General features: G+C 70.8%; 16 protein-coding genes. 9 read left to right on the top strand and 7 right to left on the bottom strand.

Translation table 11 applies throughout. From position 1 onward, the window contains the following. The 8 genes from AB8Z75_RS04775 to AB8Z75_RS04740 all read left to right on the top strand — a co-directional run. Positions 1-1,571, top strand: a 1,571-nt coding sequence (locus tag AB8Z75_RS04775) for a thioesterase domain-containing protein (RefSeq protein ID WP_369200084.1), incomplete at its 5' end; no start/stop codon positions are given. A 52-nt stretch (positions 1,572-1,623) separates the two neighbouring features. Next, positions 1,624-2,829 (top strand): cytochrome P450, encoded by a 1,206-nt coding sequence (locus AB8Z75_RS04770; RefSeq protein ID WP_369200083.1) that lies wholly within the window; start codon positions 1,624-1,626, stop codon positions 2,827-2,829. A gap of 431 nt (positions 2,830-3,260) precedes the next feature. Beyond that, positions 3,261-4,532 carry a cytochrome P450 gene (locus AB8Z75_RS04765; RefSeq protein ID WP_369200082.1) on the top strand — a complete coding sequence of 424 codons (1,272 nt, stop codon included), beginning with the start codon at positions 3,261-3,263 and terminating at the stop codon, positions 4,530-4,532. A 58-nt stretch (positions 4,533-4,590) separates the two neighbouring features. Continuing rightward, positions 4,591-4,830: an acyl carrier protein gene (locus AB8Z75_RS04760; RefSeq protein ID WP_369200081.1), complete on the top strand. Its 240-nt coding sequence runs from the start codon at positions 4,591-4,593 to the stop codon at positions 4,828-4,830. Between the two features lie 27 nt (positions 4,831-4,857). Next, positions 4,858-6,102, top strand: coding sequence for a beta-ketoacyl synthase (locus AB8Z75_RS04755; RefSeq protein ID WP_369200080.1), 1,245 nt, complete (start codon positions 4,858-4,860; stop codon positions 6,100-6,102). An 11-nt stretch (positions 6,103-6,113) separates the two neighbouring features. After that, entirely contained in the window at positions 6,114-7,211 is a 1,098-nt protein-coding gene (locus AB8Z75_RS04750; protein ID WP_369200079.1) for a beta-ketoacyl synthase N-terminal-like domain-containing protein, read from the top strand. Positions 7,212-7,221: 10 nt separating this feature from the next. Beyond that, positions 7,222-7,968 carry a 3-oxoacyl-ACP reductase FabG gene (gene fabG, locus AB8Z75_RS04745; protein WP_369200078.1) on the top strand — a complete coding sequence of 249 codons (747 nt, stop codon included), beginning with the start codon at positions 7,222-7,224 and terminating at the stop codon, positions 7,966-7,968. Positions 7,969-7,995: 27 nt separating this feature from the next. Beyond that, positions 7,996-12,486: an amino acid adenylation domain-containing protein gene (locus AB8Z75_RS04740; protein WP_369200077.1), complete on the top strand. Its 4,491-nt coding sequence runs from the start codon at positions 7,996-7,998 to the stop codon at positions 12,484-12,486. Here the strand turns inward: AB8Z75_RS04740 and AB8Z75_RS04735 are convergent. From AB8Z75_RS04735 to AB8Z75_RS04720, 4 genes are read right to left on the bottom strand one after another with little or no spacing between them, the layout of a single operon-like run. After that, positions 12,458-13,984: a tryptophan 7-halogenase gene (locus tag AB8Z75_RS04735; RefSeq protein WP_369200076.1), complete on the bottom strand. Its 1,527-nt coding sequence runs from the start codon at positions 13,982-13,984 to the stop codon at positions 12,458-12,460. The two genes, AB8Z75_RS04740 and AB8Z75_RS04735, sit on opposite strands and share 29 nt — an antisense overlap. 26 nt (positions 13,985-14,010) lie before the next feature. Next, the gene (locus tag AB8Z75_RS04730) at positions 14,011-15,258 is read right to left on the bottom strand and encodes a cytochrome P450 (protein WP_369200075.1); all 1,248 of its coding nucleotides are present in this window, start codon (positions 15,256-15,258) and stop codon (positions 14,011-14,013) included. Positions 15,259-15,291: 33 nt separating this feature from the next. Then, complete coding sequence (locus AB8Z75_RS04725) at positions 15,292-17,718, bottom strand: amino acid adenylation domain-containing protein (RefSeq protein WP_369200074.1); 2,427 nt, start codon at positions 17,716-17,718, stop codon at positions 15,292-15,294. A gap of 1 nt (position 17,719) precedes the next feature. Further along, entirely contained in the window at positions 17,720-19,291 is a 1,572-nt protein-coding gene (locus AB8Z75_RS04720; protein WP_369200073.1) for a class I adenylate-forming enzyme family protein, read from the bottom strand. A gap of 393 nt (positions 19,292-19,684) precedes the next feature. Between AB8Z75_RS04720 and AB8Z75_RS04715 the strand changes: the two genes are divergently transcribed. Beyond that, a complete protein-coding gene (locus AB8Z75_RS04715) occupies positions 19,685-20,395 on the top strand; it encodes an SDR family NAD(P)-dependent oxidoreductase (protein WP_369200072.1) in 711 nt (236 codons plus the stop codon). A 58-nt stretch (positions 20,396-20,453) separates the two neighbouring features. Here the strand turns inward: AB8Z75_RS04715 and AB8Z75_RS04710 are convergent, their stop codons facing one another. Genes AB8Z75_RS04710 through AB8Z75_RS04700 form a run of 3 tightly spaced genes read right to left on the bottom strand, consistent with a single transcriptional unit; the run spans position 20,454 to position 24,824 of the window. Continuing rightward, positions 20,454-22,418, bottom strand: a complete 1,965-nt coding sequence (locus AB8Z75_RS04710) for an ABC transporter ATP-binding protein (protein ID WP_369200071.1) — start codon at positions 22,416-22,418, stop codon at positions 20,454-20,456. Position 22,419: 1 nt separating this feature from the next. Then, positions 22,420-24,153 (bottom strand): ABC transporter ATP-binding protein, encoded by a 1,734-nt coding sequence (locus tag AB8Z75_RS04705; RefSeq protein WP_369200070.1) that lies wholly within the window; start codon positions 24,151-24,153, stop codon positions 22,420-22,422. Continuing rightward, the gene (locus tag AB8Z75_RS04700; RefSeq protein WP_369200069.1) at positions 24,153-24,824 is read right to left on the bottom strand and encodes a TetR/AcrR family transcriptional regulator; all 672 of its coding nucleotides are present in this window, start codon (positions 24,822-24,824) and stop codon (positions 24,153-24,155) included. Before AB8Z75_RS04700 ends, AB8Z75_RS04705 begins: the two co-directional genes overlap by 1 nt. Between the last annotated feature and the right edge of the window lie 50 nt (positions 24,825-24,874).

Here is a 24,874-nt window from a genome sequence, read left to right as displayed (position 1 = left end):
CGCCCGCGCAGCGGGTCGTCGGGCGGGACGACGAGTACCACCTTCTCCTCGCCGATCTCCCAGGAGCTACGTCCCCGGTGCGGTACATCCGCTCGCCCGGCGTGGCCGGCGAACTGTACGTGGCCGGCGAGTCGCTCGCGCGTGGCTACCTGGGCCGGCCGACTCTCACCGCGCAGCGGTTCCTGGCCTGCCCGTTCGGCCTGCCGGGCGAGCGGATGTACCGCACCGGGGACGTAGTGGCCTGGACGGCGGATGGCGAACTCGTCTTCCGGGGCCGCGCCGACGACCAGGTCAAGATCCGCGGATACCGCATCGAGCCCGGCGAGATCGAAGCGGCACTGACCTCCCACCCCGACGTGACACAGGCGGCGGTGATCGCGCGCCCAGGGCAGGCGGACCGAACCCTGGTGGGCTACGTGGTGCCGGTCAGTGCCGAAGGCGCCGGCCCCTCCGAGAACGAGCTGCGCGACTTCCTGGCCCACCGCCTGCCGGACTTCTTCGTGCCTGCGCGGCTTGTGACGCTGGACCGGCTGCCGTTGACCGCGAACGGAAAACTGGATCGGGCCGCGCTGCCCGCGCCGGAGTACACCGGTGGCACAGGCCGTTCACCGCGGACGGCGGAGGAGAACATCCTCGCGGGCCTGTTCGCGGAGGCGCTGGAGGTGGAGCACATGGGAGTCGAGGACGACTTCTTCGCCAGCGGCGGGCATTCACTGCTGGCGACCAAGCTGATCAGCCGGATCCGTGCGGTGCTGGGCGTCGACGTGCCCCTCGGCACGATATTCGAGCACCGCACAGCCGCGGCCATGGCGGCGGAGCTGACCAGGGTGACCGAGACGTCCTTCTCCTCGGATCCGTTCGCGAGTGTGCTGCCGCTCAGGACCAGTGGGCGCGGCGCGCCGCTGTGGTGGGTCCACCCCGGCTCCGGCATGTGTTGGCTCTACCTGGGCTTCGTGGACAAGTTGCGCGTGGACCGGCCGATGTACGGGATCCAGGCGCGCGGCTTCGACGGCGTGACGCCGCGGCCCGAGTCGTTCGACGCGATGGTCACCGACTACGTCGAGCAGGTGCTCACCATCCAGCCGGAGGGCCCCTTCCACCTGTTGGGCCTGTCCATCGGCGGCACGCTCGCCCACGCGATGGCTGCGGAACTGCAGCGCCGGGGACACGAGGTGGAGCTGCTCGCGCTGCTCGACAGCGTGCCGACCACGTACTTTGTGCCCGGGGAGCGCCCCGACTCGGAGCAGACCCGGGACTTCTTCAGAACACACCTCGCGCATTTCACGGACGCCGCAGCATACGAGTCCTTCCTCGATAACGCGGTCTCGCTGATGCTGCATCACACAGCGCTCATGGAGCGGTACACCTCACCCGTCTACCGCGGCGACGTACTGTTCTTCAATGCGGCACTGGACAAGGAGGAGTCCTACGCCGAGAAATGGCGACCGCACGTCACCGGGTCATTGCTCAGCTACGACATCAGCAGCTCGCATCAGGACATGTACCTTCCGGGGCCGGCAGCGGCCATATGCGAGTACATCAATCGCCGTCTGCAGGGTGAGGCCCCATGATGTCAGCGCTGTTGTGTCCCCGGAACCGGGCCATCTGTCCACCCTTTGCCGCATGAACGAGAGGAACGCCATGGCTGCGCTCGCCGACCGATGGGACATCCACCCGGATCACTTCTGGCTGCGAGGGCACAGTCCGGAGAAGATCATTCAGTTCGAGGAAAAGCTGGGTATGTGGGCCGTCTTCGGCTACCCGGAGGTGGTCGGGATTCTCGGTGATCCGGCGACTTTCTCCTCCGACTTGGCACGGCGCTTCCTTCCGGACGCCGACGAGGCACTCTTCGACGGCAACCTGGCCCAGACCGACCCCCCGGAGCACCGCAAGCTGCGCAAGCTGGCCGCCCACGCGTTCACCCCGAAGGTCGTGGCCTCCCTTGAGCCGCGAATCAAGGAGATCACCCACGAACTGCTCGACGCGGTGGACAACCCTGACCGGATCGAGATGGTCGCCGATCTCGCCAACCCGCTGGCGGTGATCGTGATCGCCGAGTTGCTCGGCGTGCCGAGCGGTGACCGCGTCCTGTTCAAGAAGTGGGCCAAGGAGATGTTCGAGAGCGCGAACGAGTTCTCACTGGCCGACAACGAGGAACTGGAGCGCGACCTCAAGGACCGCACGGAGCAGGCGGGACACATGAACGACTACCTCCGCGAGCACGTCGTCGATCGGCGCCGCACGCCGCGAGACGACCTGTTGAGCAAGCTGGTGCATGCTCAGATCGACGGCGAGCGGCTCACCGACACCCAAGTGATCAACTTCGCCGGCCTCCTGCTGTTCGCCGGGCATGTCACCACTGCCATGCTGCTCGGGAACACCGTTCTGTGTCTGGACGCCCACCCGGGCCAGACGAGGCAACTGCGTGACGACCGCTCCGGGATGACGGGCGTGATCGAGGAGTCGCTGCGGTTCCTGAGCCCGTTCGCTACCAGCTACCGTGTCACCAACACCGAGGTGGAGATCGCAGGTCAGAAGGTGGGCGCGAACCAGATGATCAAGGTGTGGCTGTCCGCCGCGAACCGGGACGAGCGCCAGTTCACCGACCCGCACACATTCGACGTGAGGCGCGACCCGAACCCGCACATCGGGTTCGGGCGAGGCATCCACTTCTGTCTCGGCGCGCCATTGGCCCGGACGGAGGGGCGGATCGCGCTGGACATCATGCTGGATCGCTTCGCGGGGCTGGCAGTGGACCCTGACCAGCCGCCGTCGTTCATGCCGACGCCCGACTTCGTCGGTGTGCGCAGCCTCGGGCTGCTCACCTGAGCCCAGTCGGCCACCGATCGCCCGAGCCGCCCCCGTGCCGCTCCAAGGGGGAGCGCGGGTGCAACGGACCGACCAACATGAACATCCGCCCCCGACGAGCCGGCACGCGTCACCGGGGCAGTGGAACCTTGGGGCCGCCCGACGCGACAGTCGGGCCGTCGGCCTGCCCTGACACCAGCTTTCCGCCTGCTCTCAACGAGTCTCCGCCAGCGCTTCCGGCCAAGGACTCTCCGGTTGGACCGGAGGGGCGATCACGCCTGTTTTGGGCCTCTGTTCAGTCAGGACAGCGAGCGTTGTCGACGCTGCTTCCTGTCCGGTACGGTCACACCCGATCGTCGGCCGAAGCATGGATTTCCCGCCGCTTTCATCCCTGAGCAGTCGAACGCGAGTCATGTCGTGGCGAATCCGGCAACCGGAGGAGAGGGGGCGCCGTGACGGTCGAGTCAATGCAGGAGAACGGCCTTTTCAGCGACCGTTACATGCAGGATCCTTACCGCGTTTTCGCCGAGATTCGGGAGGCAGGACCGATACATCGCGCCTGCATTCCCAGCGGAATTCCGGTGTGGGTCGTCACGGGCTCCGCTGAGATATCCGCCGCGCTCGCGGACACGCGACTGAGCAAGGACTCGGCCCGGCTGCGGGCGATCATCGACCGGGCGTCGGCGGCGAGGCTCGACGCGTCGAGCGTGGGCGAGTCGGTCGCCACCGACATGCTCAACAGCGACCCGCCCGAGCACACCCGACTGCGGAAGCTGGTGGTCAAGGGGTTCAGCGCCCGCCGCATCGAGCGGCTGCGGCCGCTCGTCCAGCAGATCACCGACGAACTGCTGGATGCCCTCGCGTCGCGGGGCACGGACGGGACGGTCGACTTCGTCGAGGTGTTCGCCTCAGCGCTGCCGCTCACCGTCATCTGCGAGCTGCTCGGCATTCCCCCCGCCGACCAGCGTTCGTTCCGCGCCTGGTCCACCGTCATCGTGGGCTCCTCCTCGCCGGACGAACTGCGCCGGGCCACCACGGCCCTGGGCGGCTATCTCGTGCAGATGATGGCCGCCAAGCGGTCCGCGCCGGCCGACGACCTGCTCTCCGACCTGGTCGAGGCCAGCGACGGCGGCGACCGGCTCAGCCCGCTGGAGCTGGTCTCGATGGCCAGCCTGCTGCTGATCGCCGGGCATGAGACGACGGTGAACCTGCTCGGGAGCGCGCTCCTGGCGCTCCTCCAGCACCCGGACCAGTTCGCGAAGCTGCGGGCCCGGCCTGAGCTGCTCGACCCGGCGGTGGAGGAGGTGCTGCGATACAACTCCCCGGCTCCCGTCACCACCTGGCGGTACGCGGCGGAGCCGATGACGATCGGGGGCACCCCGATAGCGACGAACGACATCGTGCTGCTCGCCCTGGGCGCAGCGAACCACGACGGGCGCTTCACGGACCCGGACGCCTTCGATATCGAGCGGCAGACCACTGGCCACATCAGCTTCGGGCACGGCGCGCACTTCTGCCTGGGTGCCGCCCTGGCCCGGATGGAGGCACGGGTGGCGCTCGGCCGGCTGGTCGAACGCTTCCCCGACATCGCGCTCGCGGTCCCCGCCGAGGAACTGCGCTGGCGACCGAGCGTCGTCATGCACGGCTTGACGGGCCTCCCCGTGCGGCTGGGGCGGCAACGGCCCACGACACGCGCCACACCGGGCTCCGGCACGGCCGGATGACGACCGGATGACAAAGAGCCCGCCCGAACCGGGCGGCCGAGACGGAGGCGAGGCACGGATGAACGAGGGGCGCCGGGACGAGGTCAAGGAACTCGTCTGCGAACTGCTCGAGCTGGACCCGTCCGAGGTCACCGACACGAGCAGTTTCGTCGACCATGGGGCCGACTCGCTGATGCTGATCGAGATCCTCGCCGGGCTGGAAAAGCGGTTCGACGTGGTGGTCGCCCAGTCCGAGGTGCCGCGCATGGTCGATCTGCGTGGCGTGTACGAGGTACTCGAGGCGACGCCGGGCTGGTAGCCGCCCGCCCGATCGAAGGGAGCGCAGATGTCCATGGAAGCGGTGGTCGACCGATCTCCCGCCGAACAGCGACGGGTGGTCGTCACCGGCCTCGGTGTGCTGTCCAGCATCGGCGTCGGAGCCACTGACTTCGCCGACGCGCTGCGGGAGGGGCGCAGCGGAGTCCGGCCGATCACGGTGTTCGACACCGATGGCTTCGACTACCACAACGGGTGCGAGGTCGTCGGATTCGATCCGGCGAAGTGGATATGCAACCTCGATATCGACTCCCTCGGCAAAGCGACCCAGTTCTCGGCCGCGGCTGCGAGGATGGCCGTCGAAGACTCCGGCCTGCCCGACGACCGGCTGCACGGCGAACCCGTCCTGATCTCCATCGGCACGACGGATGGAGAGGCCTACGACCTGGACCGGCTCGTGGAGACCGAGCAGCACGGCGGCCCCGACGCGTACGACCCCGCCGCGGTGCGCCGGGTCTCCCCGGTCCGGCTCGCCACCGCCGTGGCCCAGGAACTCGGGATCTGCCAGGCGGAGGCGTTCACCATGGCCACCGCGTGCTCGGCGGGCAACTACGCGATCGGTACCGCACTCGACGCGATCCGCGCCGGAGAGGTGGACCTCGCTCTGTGCGGCGGCGCCGACGCGATGTGCCGCAAGACGTTCGCCGGCTTCTACCGGTTGGGCACCATCGCGCCCGATCGCTGCCGCCCCTTCGACGTCGACCGCGAGGGGATCCTGACCGGCGAGGGCGCGGGAGTGCTGGTACTGGAGGAGCTGAGCTCGGCCCTGAGCCGCGGCGCCAGGATCTACGCCGAGGTCCTCGGGTGCGGACTGAGCTGCGACGCCTTCCACCCGGTCGCGCCGAACCAGTCGGGCGTCGCCCGGTGCATCGATCTGGCGCTGCGCGACGCCGGCGTCACGCCCGATCAGGTCGACCTGATCTCGGCCCACGGCACGGGCACGAAACCGAACGACGTCACCGAGGCCAGGGCCATCCGCGAGATATACGGCGAGCACCCGCCGCGGACCGTGTCGATGAAGTCGATGCTGGGTCACTCCATGGGCGCGGCCAGCGCGCTGGCCGCCATCGGGTGCGCGCTGGCGATCACACAGGGCTTCATCCCGCCCACCATCAACCACGAACGGACCGACCCGGAGTGCGCGGTCGACTGCGTGCCCAACACGTCGGTCGAGACGGACCTGCAGATCGTGCAGAACAACGGGATGGCCTTCGGCGGCACCAACGCCGTGGTGGTCCTCGGCAGTTACCAGTGAGGAATCGTCGCATGGGCATCGCCATCACGCAGTGGGACGCCGTTTCACCGTTCGGCACGGGCCGGGACGCCTTCACCGAGGGCCTCTGGTCCGGCGCCCGACCCGCCGCCGCGCTGGATCCCGAAGTCTGGCCGGTGCCGTATCCGCGTGCCGGCCTGGTGCCCGACTTCTCGCCGCGGGAGGCGCTCGGCGCCAAGGGAACGAGGGCCATGGACCGAGTCACCGCGCTGGCCGCGGTCGCCGTCGGGCGGCTGCTCCAGGAGGCCGGCACCGATCCGGCCCCGGACGCCCCGGAGCGCCTCGGGCTCGTACTGGGCACCACCACCGGCAGCGTGCAGAGCATGACCGACTTCACCCGCGACTCGCTGCGAGGATCGCGGCCGTTCTACGTCGAACCGGCGCGCATGCCGAACACCGTGATGAACTGCGCCGCCGGACAGTGCGCGATCCGGTACGGGATGCGGGGCCCCAACGTCACCATCGCCGGCGGCCGGGCCGCCGGGCTGCTGGCCATGAGCTATCAGCGGCGGCTGCTGTCCAGCGGCCGGGCGCGGCGGGTGGTCTGCGGCGCCGCCGAGGAGTATTCGGTGACCCGTTCATGGCTGGAGCACCACGCCCGGCCGGACGGCGCCGACCCGGTGCTGCACGGCGAGGGGTGCGCGGTGGTACTGGGCGACGGCGCGCCGAGCGGTCCCGCGCTCGCCGAACTGCTCACGGTCCGCAGCCAGGTCTGTCACGGCGACGATCCTGCCGAGGCCGTACGGCAGGTCGTGCTGCGTACCTTGGCCTCGGCGGGGGCCTCGGCGGATGAGGTGTGGGCCGTGTCACCCAGCCGGCCGCCGGGCTCCGCGGGTGACCGGGAAGAGGCGGCCCTGGCGCGGCTGTTCGACTCGGCCGCCCTCGACCGTCTCCCGAGACTGCCGTTCGGCGACACCGGTGCGGCTTCCGCCGCCTTCCAGCTCGTGTCGGTGCTCAGTGCGCTGGACCGGCGGCCCGCGGCGGCCGGACGACTGGCCGTCGTCAGCTCCGTCGACCGCGACGGCACCGTCGCCTGTGCGTTGCTGCGACTGGGCGAGCGGCATGCGGCCGCCCGGCCCCAACGAGGCTGAGAGAGACAGGATGACAGACGACTGCCGGAGGGTGGCGCTGGTCAGCGGTGGCTCCCGCGGAATCGGCCGCGCCACCGTGCTGCGGCTGGCCCGGGAAGGCTTCGACACGAGCTTCTGCTACCGCTCCGACGCGTCGGCGGCGCGCGAGGTCGTGGGCCTGGCCACCGAGTTGGGCGCACGCTGCCTGGCCGTACCGGCCGACGTGGCCGAAGGGGACTCGGTGCGGGCCTGGCTGGCCGAGACGGAGGAGAAACTCGGGCCGGTCGAGGTGGCGGTGACGTGTGCCGGGGTGATCCGCGACCAGCCGCTCGTGATGATGACCGACCAGCAGTGGCACAGCGTGTTGGCGACCAATCTGACCGGCGTGTTCGAGGTCTGCCGGGCCACCGTGTTCGCCATGATGAAGCGGCGGCGGGGCAGCGTCATCACGCTGTCCTCGGTCGCCGGGGTGCACGGCAACCCCTCGCAGACGAACTACTCCGCGTCCAAGGCCGGAATCATCGGTTTCTCCAAGGCGCTGGCCAAGGAAGCCGGCCGGTACGGGGTCCGGGTGAACACGGTGGCACCTGGACTCATCGACACGGACATGATCCACGAAATGCCGGAGGCCGCACGGGAGAAGCTGCTCTCCGCGGTTCCGCTGGGCCGGTTCGGCCGTGCCGACGAAGTCGCGGACCTCATCGCCTACCTCGCCTCCGACCGCGCCGCCTACGTAACGGCGTCCGTCTTCGAGATCCACGGCGGAATCACCCTCTGAAACGCAACGCACGGGAAACGGAGCGAGATGGAACCCGGTGCCACGCCCAGTGCCTCACTGCCCCTCACCGCGGCGCAGCGGGAGATCTGGCTCGCGCAGCAGTCGGCCCCGGCGAACCCGGTCTACAACATCGGCGGGTACATCGAGATTCCCGGTCCGGTACGACCCGCGGTGTTCGAGACCGCGCTGCGGCGCGTGGTCGACGAGACCGACGCGCTGCGCCTGCGGTTCGTCGAGGAGAACGGCGAGCCACGCCAGATCCTCGGCGGACACCCGGACTGGTCCCTGCGGTTCATCGACGTCAGCACCGCGACCGATCCGCGGGCCACCGCGCTGGAGCGGATGCGCGCCGAACTGCGCATTCCGCGCCCGCTCGACGGGGCTCCGCTGTTCACGTTCGCGCTGTTCCGGGAGGCGCCCGACCGCTTCCTCTGGTACTACGCGAACCACCACCTCCTGCTGGACGCGTACAGCGTGGGGCTGATCGTGCGCCGTGTGGCCGAGCTGTACCCGGCGATGGAGGCCGGAGAGCCGGTGCCGCCGCGCACCTTCGCGACCCTGGCCGAACTGGTCGCCGACGAGCAGGAGTACCGCGCCTCGGCGTCGTTTGGGCGGTGTCAGGACTTCTGGCTGCACCAGTTGCGCGACGCACCCGGGGCGGTACGGCTCGGGCCGCCCCCCACCGTGCTGCCCTCTGACTTCCTGCGGGAGACGCGCCGGCTCTCCCGCGAGGCACTGAGCGGCGTCGCGGCGCCGGACCGTCCGGTGGCGTCGGGCGCGTCGGCCAACCTCGTGGCCGCCGCCGCGGCCTACCTGCACCGTACGACCGGTGCGTCGGACGTCGTCGTCGGGCTCGCGGTGGGCGGGCGGGACAGCCGGCATCTGCGGCGGATTCCGGGAATGCTGGCCCAGGCGGTGCCGCTGCGCATGACGGTCACGCCCCGGATGTCCCTGGCCGAACTGCGCGCGCAGGCGACGGAGCGGCTGCTGGAGGCACTGCGGTACCAGCGCTACGGCGCCGGGGAGCTGGGGCGCGCTCTCCACCGCGGCACCGGTGAACGGGAGCTGTTCGGCCTGGTCGTCAACGTCATGTCCTTCCCGCGAGGCCTGCGAACCGGTGGCGGGGAGTGGCGCGTTCGCGGACTGTCCAACGGCCCGGTGGCCGACTTCAGTGTGACGGCCGAGGATCTCGGCCCCGACGAGGGCCACCTGCTGCACTTCGACGCCAACCCGGCCCTGTACCGGCGGCCGGAGTTGGCCGCGCACCGCGACCGGCTGCTTCGGACGCTGCGCCAGGTGGTCGACGCCGACGCCGGGCTCCAGGTCGTCCGGCTGGAGCTGACCACGCCGGCCGAACGTGAGCGTCTGGCCCGGCTGGCAGCCGGGCCCGTGCGCGACGACACCCCGCCCGGGACGGTGCCCGAACTGCTCTCACCGTGGGCGGCCTGTGCCGCCCCGGCCGTGCGCTGCGGTGCGACGACAGTCACCTACCGCGCACTGCACGCTCGGGCCAACCGACTTGCCCGGCTCCTGATCGGCCGCGGGGTCGGCCCGGAGCGTGTGGTGGCGGTGGCGGTGCCGCCATCGGTGGAACTGGTCGTGGCTGTGCTGGCGGTGCTCAAGGCCGGGGGCGCCTTCCTGCCCCTGGACATCGACCATCCGGCGCAGCGGCTGCGGCTCTTGGCGGAGGACGCCGCGCCGCACCTGGTGCTGACCGACCGTGAGCACCGCGCCTTCTTCGAGTCCGTGCGGGAACCCGCCCTCGTGCTCGACGACGCGGGGATCACCGGCGAGACGGCCGCGCTGCCCGACCACGAGGTGGACGACGCCGAGCGGAACCGGCCGTTGCACCCGTCGCACCCGGCATACCTGATCTACACCTCGGGCTCGACCGGTACCCCGAAGGGAGTGCTCGTCACCCACGCCGGCGTGCCGAGCCTCGCCCGCGAACAGCGCGAGACCTTGGGCGTCGGCCCGGGCAGCCGGGTGCTCCAGGCGGCTTCGGTGGGTTTCGACGCGATGTTCTGGGAGCTGTGCCAGGCGCTGGCGTCCGGGGCTTCGCTTGCGCTGCCGGCACCCGGGCGCCCCCGTGTCGACGCCATCGTCGAGGCCCTGGCCGCCGAGCCGCCCGTGACCCATGTGACGCTGACACCCGCGGTTCTCGCGAGTATCCCGTCCGACGCGATCCGTCCGGGTACCACAGTGGTCGTCGCCGGGGAGGCGGTCTCCGGTGCGCTGGTGGCCGAGTGGTCACCGGGGCGCACCCTCGTCAACGCCTACGGGCCCACCGAATACACCGTCTGCGCCACCGCGTCCGCCCCGTTGAGCAGCAGCGGGGGCCCCTCGGGGACACCGGCGATCGGCACGCCGATCCGCGGCGCGAGGGCGTACGTACTGGAGCCCGGTCTGCCCGCGGCTCCCGTCGGAGCACCCGGCGAGCTGTACCTGTCGGGTCCCGGAACGGCCCGCGGCTACCGGCACCGGCCGGCGCTGACCGCCCAGCGGTTCGTGGCGAACCCCTTCGGCCCGCCAGGCTCGCGCATGTACCGCACCGGGGACCTCGCGCGCTGGAACGGGGACGGAACCCTGCAGTTCCTGGGCCGGGTGGACGACCAGGTGAAGGTGCGGGGCTTCCGTGTCGAGCTCGCCGAGGTGGAGATGGCGATCACCGAGCAGCGCGAGGTCGGCGCCGCGGCGGTGGTCCTGCGGGAGGACCGTCCGGGCGACCGGCGGCTCGTCGCCTACGTGGTTCCCGAGGCCGGACAGGCGGTCGACCGGCTGGCGCTGCGCCGCTCGCTGGCCTCGCGGCTGCCGCAGCACATGGTGCCGGCGGCCGTGGTGGAGCTCGACGCGCTCCCCCTGACCGGCAACGGCAAGCTCGACCGGAGCGCGCTGCCGGCACCCGATCCCACCGGCGCGGGCGGCGGCCGACCGCCCCGCTCGCTGACCGAGCAGACCCTCTGCGAGCTCGTCGCCGAGGTGCTCGGGGTCGCCGCCGTCGGCGTCGACGACGACTTCTTCGATCTCGGCGGTCACTCGCTGCTGGCCAGCCGCCTGGTGGGCCAGGTGCGCGAGGTGCTCGGCGCGACCCTCTCTGTCCGGCACGTCTTCGAGTCGCCCACCGTTGCCGGTCTGGCCGTCCGGCTGGCCGCTGGTGAGGCTGCCGGCGCGGACCGCCTCACCAGCGGCCCGGTACCCGACCCGGACGACCTGGCGGAACTGGGGCCGGTGCTCGCCGAGCATCCCGACGTCGCCAGGGCCGCGGTCGTGCTCACCGAAGGCCGCCTGGTCGGCTACGCCGTTCCGGCGCGGGACCGCCGCATCGACCCGGCAGCGTTGCGTGCCTACCTGGCCGGCGCCGCGTACCTGGGTGGAGCCCTGCGTGAGCGGGCCGTACCCACCGCGGTGGTCGTGGTGGACGACCTGCCGTCGACTGACGGCGGTGAACTCGACCGGCGGGCATTGCCCGCGTTCCGCGCCGAACCGAGCCCGACCGGGCGGGGCCCCCGCTCGCCCCGTGAGGAACTGCTGTGCCACCTGTTCGCTGAGGCGCTGGCGCTCCCGTCGGTGGGCATCGACGATTCGTTCCTGGACCTCGGCGGTCACTCACTGCTGGCGGCCCACCTCATCGGCCGGGTGCGCGAGGTGCTCGGCACCGAGCTGTCGGTCCGCGACGTGTACGAGGAGCCGACGGTGGCCGGGCTGGGCGAGCGGATGTCCGTGGGCAGCCAGCGCGACGCGCTGAGCGTGCTGCTGCCGCTGCGTACCCGGGGCGACCGGACCCCTCTGTTCTGCGTGCACCCCGGCATCGGGCTCAGTTGGTGCTATGCCGGGCTGCTGCACAGCCTCGGCGCCGAATATCCCGTCTACGGTTTGCAGGCACGCGGCCTGGGCGGTCGGGAGGCCCTGCCGGCGACGGTGGGGGAGATGGCCGCCGACTACCTGGAGCAGATCCTGCGGATACAACCGGACGGCCCCTACCGTCTGCTGGGCTGGTCCTTCGGCGGGCACGTCGCGCACGCCCTCGCCACCCTTCTCCAGGCCCGCGGTGCGCGGGTGGAGCTGCTGGCGGTCCTGGACAGCTACCCGGGTGTCGGCCCGGCGGCCGGTCCCGCGCAGGGAGAGTCTGAGGTGCTCGCCGAGCTGGTGCACTTCGTCGGTGGCGCCTCCGGCAACCCGCACGGAGAGCTGGACCGGGCCCAAGCGGTGGCGACGCTGGGAGCCGAGGGCGGACCGTTGTCCGCCCTCGGCGCGGAGAGCCGGAACGCGGTCGTGGAAGTCTTCTTGAACAACGCCCGGCTGCTGCGCCAGCCGCCGGCGGCGTTCGACGGAGACCTGCTGCTGTTCCGGGCGACGAAGGGCCGCCGGCTCTCCTCGGCGAACCGAGAGGCCTGGCGGCCCTACGTCAGGGGGCTGATCGAGGTGCACGAGGTCGCGTGTGAGCACCGCGAGATGACGCTGCCCGGCCCGCTCGCTCAGATTGCCGACGTCATCCGGCATCGGGAGCGGCCCCGCTGAGCGGGGGCTCGGGTTCTGGCTCCTCCCAGTACATGCTGTCGGCCGACACCGTCAGCCGGTCGGGCCGCGAGCGCCAGCCGGCCTCGATGGTGCGCAGCAGCCGCTCGTGTTTCTCGGCGTCCAGCCGGAGGTGGTTGGGGTCCGGGTGGTTGCTGGTGGTGAACTCCTCGGTGCGGCCTTGCCAGAACGCCCGCATCGCGCTGTCCTCGTCGGGTCCGCGCACCCGGGACCGCGGTGCCGCGCCCGAAGCGTCGGGCCCGTCGTCCGGCGAGGTGTACTCGCCGGCGCCCATGCCGGCGGTGAGGTAGCTGAACGAGTCGGACTCGGAGGCGGTGCTGCCGGTCAGTTTCTTCGCCGTCCAGAAGTACGAGGTCTCGTCCTGGTGCGTGTCGTACACCGACTGAAGGAACTCGTAGTACAGGTCGTACTCGCGGCGGTGTCGGAACTCGGACTCGGTGAACGCGCGCCGCTCGTCGACACGTCCGGACAGCACGCTGTTGATCGCCCGGGCCGCCAGCAGGCCGCTGTACGTGGCCAGGTAGACGCCGGTGGAGAAAAGCGGGTCCACGAAGCAGGCGGCGTCGCCGACCAGAGCCATGCCGGGCCGCCAGAAGCGGGTGTCGCTGTAGGAGTAGTCCTTGCGCACCCGCACCTGTCCGTAGGGGCCCTCGGTCACCCGGCGTGCGTCGCGGAGGTACTCGCTGATCATGGGGGATTGGTCGATGAACTGTTCGAGTGCGGCTCCCCGGTCCTTCTGGATCTTGTCGGCCATCGCGGCCGGTACCACGGCACCCACGCTCGTCAGCTCGTCGCTCAGCGGGATGTACCAGAACCAGCCGCCTGCGAACGCCGCGCACAGGATGTTCCCCCGCAGGGGCGGGTCCATCCGCTTGCCGCCCTCGAAGTAGCCGAAGACGGCGATGTTGCGGAAGTACTCGGCGAGTTCGCGGGTGCCGCCGGTGTGCCGGTGGATGCGGCTTCCGCTGCCGGAGGCGTCGATGGTGAACCTCGCGGTGACGGTGTGCTCCACCCCGTCGGCGTCGGTGTACCGCACGCCGCCCACCCGCTCCGGACCGGCGAGGACGTCCCGTACGGTGCACCGCTCCCGCACGTCCACGCCGACCCGCCGGGCGTTGTCCAGCAGTATCTTGTCGAACTTCATGCGCTCGACCTGGAAGGCGTGGCGCCCCCGGTGGCTGTCGGTCGCGAAGGTGAAGGACCACGGCTGCGGACTGGCGCCCCACAGGAAGGTGCCGCCCGTCTTGGTCTGGAAGCCGGCCGACTCCACCTCCTCGGCCACGCCGAGGAGCCCGCAGATCCACTGAGTGGTCGACGGCAGCAGGGACTCGCCTATCTGGTACCGCGGGAAGGCCTCCTTCTCCAGGAGCAGCACCCGGCCGCCCCGCATCGCGACGAACGAGGCGACGGTCGAGCCGGCGGGTCCACCGCCGACCACGACGACGTCGACGTCGGTGGCCTCCTGGTCCGATGGGTTCATGGCTGGTTCTCCGTTCTGGCGAGGGATCAGGCAGCGGCGGTCGCGTGGGGCTCCGGGACGAGGCGTACAGGCAGCGACTGCATGCCGGAGAGGATGCTGGAGTAGATCGGCTGTGCCGGGCCGAGCTGGTCGACGTCGGCCACCAGTCGGCGCAGCCCGTCGAGGATCGCCTCGACCTCGAGCCGCGCCAGGTAGTGGCCGAGGCAGAAGTGCGAGCCGAACGCGAAGGTCAGGTGCTTGTTGGGGGAACGGTTGAGGTCGAAGCGGTCGGGATCGGCGAAGACCTCGCCGTCGAAGTTGGCCGAGGAGATCCACACGCTGACCGCGTCGCCGACGGCGAACTGCTCGCCGTTGACGGACGCGTCGGCGGTCACCGTACGGCCGCCGTGCAGCGACGGGTGGGTCCAGCGCAGGACCTCCTCCACCGCGGTCGACATGTCCGCCTCGCCCTTCTTGAGGGCCGCCCACTGGTCGGGATGGTCGATGAGGGCGAGCAGCCCACCGGTGATGGCGTGCCGCCCGGTCTCGTCACCGCCGATCATCAGGCCGTAGCAGTTGGCCATCAGCTCGCCGTCGGTCAGGCGCTCGCCGTCGATGCTGCTGCCGGCCAGCAGGCTGATCACATCGTCGTGCTTCCCGTCCCTGCGGGTCTGGGCGAGGTCGGAGAAGTACAGCAGGATCTCGTTCTTCGCAGTCCAACTGTCCTCGTAGGGGGCGTCGGCGTAGTCGGAGCTCCACGCGTGCGCGGTCAGATCGAGCAGGTGCCTGCGGTCTTCGCGGGGGATCGCGAGCAGGTCGCAGATGGCACCCAGCGGCACGTTCCCCGACACGTCGCGGGCGAAGTCGCAGCTCCCTTTCTCGATCGCCTCCAGCAGCAGCCGATCCACCGTGACCCGCAGCGCCTGCTTGATCTCGTCCAGCATCCGGGGAGAGAAGGCCCGCATGAGGATGTTGCGGATCTGCGCGTGCCGGGGGCCGTCGGTCACGGCCAGCATGGTGCCGGACGCCGAGTCGCCGCCGGTGAGGATCGTGGCCAGTGCGTTGCCGCCCTCGGTCGTGAACCGGTCCTTGCCGCGGTAGACGGTCATCGCGTCGGCGTACCTGCTCACCACCCAGAAGCCGGGCCGTGTGTCGACGGCCCGGTGCCAGTGGACCGGCCGGTGCGCGCGCAGGTGCCGCCACACCTCACTCAGGTCGTACTCGGCGTGCAGCCGCGCATCAGCCAGGTCGATGTCGTCGATGTCGTCGGGCGAGATCACCGGTCGGGTGTTCACACATCGCTCCTTCCGTTGTGCCGCTCGTGCGGGTCACCCGGTGGTACGGGCCACTGTGGCGAGCGCCTCGATCGTCGGGTGGTTGATCAGGTCCCGCGGCGAGATCGCCAGCCCTGCCCGTCGTGCCTCACGGATCAGCACGATGGCGAGCATGCTGTTGCCGCCGACCTCGAAGAAGTTGCTGTCGATGTCCACCGCGGACGTGCCGAGAACCTTGGCGAAGGACTCGGCGAGGGCGGCTTCCGCCGGGGTACGTGGCGGCCGTCCGGCCGTGCCCGGGGCCGGCTTCGGTTCCGGCAGCGCGGCCCGGTCCAGCTTGCCGCTGGGCGTCAGCGGCAGGTCGTCGAGTTCCACGAAGGCGCTCGGCACCATGTACGGCGGCAGGAAGCGCTCGGTGTGCCGGCGCACCTCGGTGGCATCGGGCGGGGGTTCGTGCTCCGACACCAGGTAGGCCACGATCCGCCGGGCCCCCGGCTCGTCCTCCCGAACGACGGCGACCGCGCGGGCGACGCCCGGGTGACCGGCCACCGCGGCGGCCACCTCGCCCAGTTCGACGCGGTATCCGCGCACCTTGACCTGATCGTCGTCCCGGCCGTGGAAGACCAGCGTCCCGTCCTGCCGCCACGACATCAAATCCCCGGTCCGGTACATCCGCTCGCCCGGCGCGAACGGGTTGGCCACGAACCGCGCTCCGGTGAGGGCGGGCCGGCGCAGATAGCCCCGGGCCAGTGCGGGACCGGCGATGTAGAGCTCGCCTACGACGCCGGGAGGCACCGGCCGCAGCCCGTCCGTGAGCACGTAGACGGACCGGCCGGCGATCGGCCTGCCCACCGGCGGCGGCGAACCCGACAGCGGGTCGCTCATCGTGGCGCACACGGTGGCCTCGGTCGGGCCGTAGGCGTTGATCGTCCGACGATTGCCCGACCAGACCGCGGCCAGCTCGGCCGGGCACGCCTCGCCCGCCATCACCAGGGTGCGCAGATCGGGCAGCCGGGGCTCGGCGAGGCTGGCCACCGCGACCGGCGGCAGCACCGCATGGCTGACTCGCTCACCGACGAGCACGTGTTCCAGGGCCTCGCCGGCGAGTGACCCGGCCGGTGGGACGACGAGGGTGGCACCCGCGGTGAAGGCGGCCACCAGTTCGGTGACTGACGCGTCGAAGCTGGGGGAGGCGAACTGCAGGACGCGGCTGTCCGGTGTGACCGCCATGCGCTCGACCTTCGCCGCCGCCAGCGACGCCAGCCCCGCGTGGGTGACCACGACCCCCTTGGGGCGCCCGGTCGTGCCGGAGGTGTAGATGACGTACGCCGGGTTGGCAGCCCGGCACGGCGGGGGGCCCTCCTCGGAGCCGGATGCCTCATCGAGGGCCGCGGTGGTCTCGGGAGTGTCCAACACGAGGCGTTCGGGCCCCGTACCGTGCGGTGGTGCCGACTCGGTGGTCGTCACCAGCAGTGCCGGTCGCGCGTCGGTGAGCATGAACGCGACGCGCTCGGACGGATAGTCGGGGTCAACGGGAAGGTAGGCGGCACCGGCCCGGCCGGCCGCGACGATCGCGACGACCATCTCCACCGAGCGGGGCAACGCGAGAGCCACGAGGTCCTCGGCTCCGCAGCCGCGCCGCCACAGCAGCTGGGCCAGTCGGTCGGCGCGGCGGTCGAGCTGCGCGTACGTCAACGCGTCCCCGTCGCCGACCAGCGCGGTACGGTGCGGGTTGTCCGTGGCCTGCTGCCGTACTACGTCCGCGAGAGAGACCGGGGGTGTCTCTGCGCCCGTGTCGTTCCATTCGGTCAGCATCCGGTGGTGCTCATCGCCTGCCAGCAGTGCGACGGTGCCGAGCGGGCGGTCCGGGTCTTCGGCGAACCCCTCGAGTAACCGGACGAGCAGATCCGCCGGCAGGCCGGTGCCCGTGCCGTCCGCCGTGGTCAGGCACAGCCGTGTCCGCCGGCCCGGACGCACGGTGCAGCGGACCGGGACGCCGCCGGTGTGCGAGGCCGCCGGGTCCGTGGCGGTCACCTCCACCGCCGTGTCGAACAACGTGTCCTCAGCGGGACTCCAGGCCGTCTCGTTCCCGGCCGACCGGGAGCATTCCTCGCCCAGTCTGCCCGCTGCCGCAGCGAAGGATTCGGTCGGCCGGTACCGGAGACGGACGGGTTTCTCAGGCCCGCCGAAGACCACGTGTTCGCTGCCGGTCAGCAGGCTCAACAGTGCCCCCCAGGCGGCCCGCACGACCGATTCCAGGGTCAGCCCGCGCTCCGCGCAGTGCGCGGTCAGCCGGGCGCTCGTCGCCTCCGCCAACTCGAGTTCCGTGCGCGCCGCTCCCGCCGGAGCACCGGGACCTGAGGCTGCCGCCAGCGCTGGTGCCAGCAGAGTCGGTTCCTCCACCGCGGCCGGGTACGCGGGCCAGGCCGCGCGGGAGGGAGGGGCCTCCTGCCCGGCGGCGTAGGTGGTGGGCAGGCTCATCTCAGCTCTCCATTCTGTTGTGGACCGCCGGCTGCGCGGCGTCCTCAGCCTCTGCGCGCAGCCGCAACCGATCGGGTTTGCCGAAACCGAGCATCGGCAGCTCCGCGTGGAACGTCACCACAGCGGGGGCGTGGTTCGGCGACAGTGCGGTGGCGACGTGGTCGTGCAGGTCGTCGGCGGAGACACGGTGGCCGTCGCGCGCGACCACCGCGGCATGGACGCGCTCCACCCGGTCGGCGTCGGCGCAACCGAACACCGCCGCCTGCGCCACCGCGGGGTGCGCAGACAACGCGTGCTCCACAGCCGTCGGGTACACCTTGATGCCGTTGGTCTTGATGACGTCCGCGAGCCGGCCGCGAAGGTGCAGGTAGCCGCGCTCGTCGAGGTGACCGATGTCCCCGGTGTGCAGCCAGCCGTCGCGAAGGGTCCGCGCGGTCAGCTCCGGATCGCCCCAGTACCCGGCCATCGAAAGCGGCGTGTGGACGCACACTTCGCCGGTCTCACCGGTCGGCAACTCGCGCTCGTCACGCGGGTCCCGGATGCTCACCCGCACCGGCTCGACCGGTCGTCCCACGGTGCCCAGCAACTCGGGTCGCGTGTGTTCGTCACCGGTCAGCCGGCACATCAGGCCGACCTCGCTGTTGCCGTAGATCTGGCTGAGCACCGGGCCGAAGACCTTCACGACCTCGGCAAGCCGTTCGGCGGAGGCCGGGCTGCCCGTGTACGAGAGGTCCCGCAGGCTGGACAGATCCGCGGAGTCGACGTCCGGGTGGTCCTTGAGGGCGTAGAGCTGTGGCGCGGAGAGCATCATCCGGGTGATCCGGTACCGGCCGGCGGCGCGCAGCACGGCCGCCGCGTCGAACCCGTCGTGCAACACGACCGTGCCGCCGGCCACCAGCACGTTGTCGGAGGTGAAGGCGGCCGTATGCGTCAACGGCGCGGTGACGAGCAGAGTCTGCCGGAGCGCCTGGGCGGCCATCCGCGCGATGATGGCGTTCTTCACCTCGCACGACCAGCAGACGCCCTTGGGCCGCCCGGTGGATCCGCTGGTGAATGTGACGATGGCGAGCTCGCCCTGTTCGGCGTCGGCCAAGTCGAAGGAGCCGGGTGGGAGCACGCTCAGGTCCACGACACCCTCACCGAGGTCGCCCAGTCCGGCCAGGAGCACAGGCCGGTCGGACAGGGCTCGCAACTCGTGGGCCCGCGCCGCGTTGTCCGCGTCGATCGCGAACACCGTCGCCCCGGTGCTCTCCACGATGTCGAGCTGCTCCCTGATCCGCAGTACATCGCCGGGGTTGACCGCGTTCACCGTGCCGACATGCACCGCGACGGCGCCGACGAGGCCGGCGGCATACCGCAGGATCAGCGTGGCCGGGGTGTTGTTGACGGTCATCACCGCGACCACGTCGCCGACTCCGACGCCGTGCGCCCGTAGCCCGGCGGCGGCCGAGCGGACCGCGTCGGCCAGCTCGCCGGCGCGCGTCGGAACGTCGTTGTGTACGAGGCGGACTCGGTGCTCGTCGGCATACAACGACTCCATGATCTGCCGGACGTAGTGGTCGTTGCCGGGCATAACGCGCTCCCATTCGGTGTACAGCCGCAGCGCTGGGCGCGCCGCGCGGTCGCGGGGCGTGGCGGGGGAGGCCGTGGGACGGGTCCGTCGCGGAGCGCGCTTCCGGCTGGGCAGCGGCGCTCGAGCCGGAATTCCGCGGTGGAGGGAAGCCAGAGACTGTCGGATGAGCGGCCGAGGCGGAACCGCGCCGCCCCAGGACATCGATGGACGGCGCCGAGTCTAGGCAGGGTCCGCCAACCGGGTCCAGAGCGGCTGAACACGGGGCGGCGCACGGCGCACGGGGCTGTTCTCAACTGAGACGGCCTGTCCGCGGCGATGGACTTCCCGCCGTGTGCACGACCGGTAAGCTCCCGGCACCGAAAGGGTTCTCGTGCCGTGGAAGGGGGAACGGACGTGACCGGAGTCGCCATCCTTTCCGGGACAGCCGGGACAGCCGGCGACGCGTTCGCGGGACGGCTGGCCGACGAGGGATTCGACCTCGCAGTGCTGGGCCCGTCGCCGCAGGCAGGCACTGCGGCCGTGGAACGCGCGCGCAGGTCGGGACGGCGGGCGCAGACCGTCACGGTACGCATGCGCGAGGCCGGCTCCGTGCAGCAGGCGGTGGACCATGTCGACCAGCACCTCGGCCCGCCCGCGGTGCTGCTGCACGTCGTCGAAGCCACGCTGAGCGACCCGCTGTGCGAGGTTCAGGACTGGGACGAGTACGTGGGCGGGCTGCTGCGGGAGGCGTTCCTGATCAGCCGCGCGGTACTCGACCCGATGATCAGACAGGGGCGTGGACGCATCGTCACCGTGGCCGATGTGCTCGGCCGTCCGGGGCGGTCGGAGAACGCCGCAGTCCGCACCGGGCTGGAAGGGTTCACCCGGACACTGGCGCTGGAGGCCGACCCGTTCGGCATTACGGCCAACCTCGTCGTCGCGGGGCCGGGCATAGGTGCGCAGGCCGCTGCGGAGATCCTCCCACCGGTGCCGGGTCCGCCCTCGCCGGGCGGGCGGGCGGAAATGTCCGCCGAACTCGCGGCCATCGTGGGCTTCCTGGCCGGAGACGCGGCGGCGCACGTGTCGGGCCAGGTCATCCACGTCGCGGCCACGGCGGGGCACTGAACGTCACGGTCCCGCGCCGGAACCGGATGCCGCGCCCCGGCGCGGACCCGGCCGGCTGTCAGTGGCGGAAGTGGGCCGCCGCGGCGAACTGCGCGGCGTGGAGCCGCGCGTAGGCACCGTCGGACGCACACAGCTCGTCGTGGGTGCCCTGCTCGACGATGCGCCCTGCCTCCATGACGAGAATCAGATCGGCGTCGCGGATCGTGGACAGCCGGTGGGCGATGACGAAGCTGGTCCGTCCGGTGCGCAGTGTGTTCATCGCGCGCTGGATGAGGAGCTCGGTACGGGTGTCCACCGAACTGGTCGCCTCGTCCAGGATGAGGATTCTCGGCTGCACGAGGAAAGCGCGGGCGATGGTGAGGAGTTGGCGCTCGCCGACGCTGAGGTTGGTGCCCTCCTCGTCCACCATCGTCCGATAGCCCTCGGGCATGGCGCGCACGAAGTGGTCGACGTGCGCCGCGCGGGCGGCCTCCTCGATCTGTTCGGCTGTCGGGTGGTCCGCTCCGTACCCGATGTTGTCGGCCACGGTCCCCCTGAAGAGCCAGGTTTCCTGCAGCACCATGCCGATGTGCCGCCGCATCTCCTCGCGCGGAGTCGCCGCGATGTCCACGCCGTCGATGCTGATCCGCCCGGCTGTGATGTCGTAGAAACGCATCAGGAGGTTGACCAGAGTCGTCTTCCCAGCGCCCGTGGGGCCGACGATCGCGACTGTCCGGCCGGGCTCGGCGGTGAAGGAGAGGTCCTCGATCAGCGGTTCGTCCGGCGCGTACCGGAAGGACACGTCCTCGAAGACGACCCTGCCCCGCACCGCGGACGGCCGGACCTGTGGTGGCGGATCAGCCGGCTGCTCGTCCGTGTCGAGCAGCTGGAAGATCCGCTCCGCCGAGGCGATGCCGGACTGCAGGAGATTGCCCATCGTCGCCATCTGAGTGATCGGCTGGCTCATCTGGCGCGAGTACTGGATGAATGCCTGCACACTGCCGAGCGTGACCACCCCTGCGGTGGCGAACATCCCGCCGCACACCGCGACAAGGACGAAGTTCATGTTGGCGAGGAAGAGCATGGTGGGCTGGATGACCCCGGAGGTGAACTGCGCCCGGAAGCTGACCTGGCGCAGCTCGCGGTTGTGGGCGTCGAACGTCTGCCGCATCTCCTCCCGCAGCCCGAAGACCCGCACCACCGAGTGGCCTGCGTACGTCTCCTCGATGTGCCCGTTGAGTTGGCCTGTGGTGGCCCACTGCCGAACGAAGTGGGGCTGTGCCCGGCGTCCGATGCGGGCGGTGCCCAGCAAGCACAGCGGGACGGTGGTCAGCGCGACGAGCGCCAGTTGCCACGACACCCAGAACATCACCGCGACCACGCCGAGGAAGGTGAGGATCGCCGTCATGAGCTGGCTCAAGGTCTGCTGCAAAGTCTGGGTGAGGTTGTCCATGTCGTTGGTCGCGCGGCTGAGCACGTCACCGCGCGCCTGCTGGTCGAAGTAGCTCAGCGGCAGCCGTGAGAGCTTCGCCTCGACCTCCTCCCGGAGCCGGAAGCCGATCCGCTGCACCACCCGGGCGGTGAGCCTGGCCTGCGAGATGCCGAACACCCCGGAGACGACGTACAGCAGCAGAGTGACCAGCAGGACCTGGCCCAGGCGGGTGAAGTCGGTGCCGTGACCGGGCACCACGGGCAGCGCGCTCACGACGTCCGCGAGCCGGTCGTGCCCGGTCGCGCGCAGGTGGGCGACGGCATCGGTCTTGCTGGTGCCCGGCCGTAACTGGGCGCCGATGTGCCCGGTGACGATGACATCGGTGGCCTTGCCGAGCATGCGCGGCCCCAGCACCGCCAGGCCGACACTGAGCAGGCAGCAACCGACGGTCGCGGCGATCAGCCGACCGTCAGGACGCAGGGTGCGTGCCAGGCGGCGGAGCGAACCGCGCAGGTCCAGCACCGCGGGCGGGGGCATCCTGCCGCCCAGCGCCCGCCCGGCGCCGACTGCGCCCGCCAGAGGCGCGCGCTTGCTGGTGGAGGGCGGCGTCATGTCACAGGACCTCTTGCTCGTCGAGTTGGGACCGGGCGATTTCCCGGTACGTGGTGTTGTGCGCGAGCAGTTCGGAGTGTGTACCGGCCCCGACGACGCGCCCTTGGTCCAGCACGATGATGCGGTCCGCGTCCCGGATGGTGCTGACCCGCTGCGCGACGACGAGCACGGTGGCCTTGGCCGTCTCGTCCGCGAGAGCAGCCCGCAGCGCTGCCTCGGTGGCGTAGTCCAGCGCGGAGAACGAGTCGTCGAACAGATAGATCGAGGGCCGACGAATGAGGGCCCGGGCTATGGCCAGGCGCTGGCGCTGCCCACCGGACAGGTTCGAGCCGCCCTGGGCGACCGTGGCCCCGAGACCTTCAGGGAGACGTTCGACGAAGTTCCGGGCCTGCGCGATCTCCAGCGCGCGCCACATCTCGGCCTCGGTGCCGTCGCGTTTGCCGTGGCGGAGGTTGCCGGCAATGGTGCCGGAGAACAGGAACGGCCGCTGGGGTACGTATCCCACCTGCGCCGAGAGCACGGCGGGCTCCAGTTCCGTTACGTCGACCCCGCCGACTCGGACTGTGCCCTCGCTCGCCTCGATCAGCCGCGCCACCAGGTTGAGCAGCGTCGTCTTGCCGCTGCCGGTGCCGCCGACGACCGCCGTGGTCGTGCCAGGGCGTGCCACGAGATCGATGCCTTGCAGTACGGCCGACTCGGCGCCGGGGTAGCGGAACTCCGCGCCGGACAGCGCGACTTCGCCGGGACGGGGCAGCGCCGTCCGGCCGTTTTCCGGTGCCCGCAGCGTCGGCTGTGTGTCCAGCACCTGCTGGATGCGCTTGGCACTCACCTCGGCTCGCGGAAGCATCGTGAACATGAAGTTGGCGGCCAGAATCGACATGAGGATTTGCATCAGGTACGACAAATACGCGGGCAGTGCGCCGACCGGCATCGGCCCGGTGGCGATCCGGTGTCCGCCGAACCACAGGACGGCGACGCTGGACACGTAGATGACCAGCATGAGGATGGGGAACATGACGGCCATGAGCCGGCTGACCCGCAGCGATACCTCGGTCAGTTCCTCGTTCGCCGCGGTGAACCTGTGGCGTTCGCGGTCGTCGCGGACGAACGCGCGGACGACCCGGATACCGGTGATCTGCTCTCGCAGAATCCCGTTGGCGCGGTCGAGCCGTGTCTGGGCCGACCGGTGCAGCGGAAGCATCCGGCGGAGCAGGACGCCCACGATGACGACGAGCACGGGGATGATGACCGCGAAGAGTCCGGACAGCGGCACGTCCAAGAGCAGCACCATGATGACGCCGCCGACGCACACGATGGGCGCGGGCACCAGCAGGGCGCCGGTCAGCAGCGTCAGGAGCTGGACCTGCTGGACATCGTTGGTGGTGCGGTTGAACAGCGACGCCGTGCCGATCCGGTTGACCTCTCGCGTGGAGAAGGTCAGTACCCGGTCGAAGACCGCCGACCGCAGGTCGTGACCGAGCGAGGTACCGACCCGGGAGCTGAGGTAGATCGCCGTGAACGAACAGCAGATCTGGACCAGTGCGACGCCCGCCATCACCCCGCCCAGCCGCAGGATGTGCCCGGTGTCGCCGGTGAGCACACCGTTGTCGATGAGGTCGACGTTGAGATTCGGCAGCTCGAGGGCGGCGATGGCCTGCACGGCCTGCAGGAGGACGACGAGGATGAGGGGGGTCCGGTAGGGCCGTAAGTACCGGCGCAACAGGCGCAGCAACATCAGCGCCTCCCTCTCCCGGCCGGATCGGCTGGCGTGTCGGCCCGGCTCGCGGCGTGGCCAAAGGTGAGCAGACCGTCCAGCAGCAGCGTGGAGATCTCCCCGGTATCGAGTGCCTCGCCGAGGCCGAACGTGCCCCGAGTGGTGGCGAACACCATCGCCACCACCAGTTGGGCGACCCTTTCCGGCGGGTGGCGCAGCAGTCGGCGATCGGGCTCGACCACCTCGGCGACAGCCGCGACAAGCCGTTGCCGGTAGCGCGCCACCTCGGCCAGGAACGGTTCTTTGACCTGAGGCGGCGTGTTCTGGCTGCGCAGCGCGGCCACGAGTGGTTCGGTGTCGACGAGTTGGCCGGCGATGACGTCGATCACCGCGGCCAGCCGGTCGCGCAGCTCGAGGCCAGGGTCGACGGCGCCGATCGCTGCCACGATGGGCGTGGGCTCGAAGCTGCTCAGCACGGTGGCGTGGATGACCGAGTGCTTGTCGGGGAACACGCTGAAGACCGTGCCCTCGGCGATCCCCGCGGCCCGGGCGATCTGCTGCGTGGTCACCGAGACGCCGTGCTCCAGCAGGAGCGGGAGCGTGGCGGCGATGATGGCGGCCCGTCGCTCGTCGGGTTCGAGGGTGGGTGCACGGCGCCGTCGCCGACCTCCCTCAGTTGGATCGGAAGTCACCCGGGCACACTAACGAGTGAACGCTCACTCAGACAAGTGGCGCACGGAAA

The organism is Streptomyces sp. PU-14G (assembly GCF_041028275.1).
Lineage (GTDB): Bacteria > Actinomycetota > Actinomycetes > Streptomycetales > Streptomycetaceae > Streptomyces.
The sequence above is the reverse complement of the archived record's forward strand: the minus strand, read 5'-3'. Positions and strand labels throughout refer to the sequence as shown.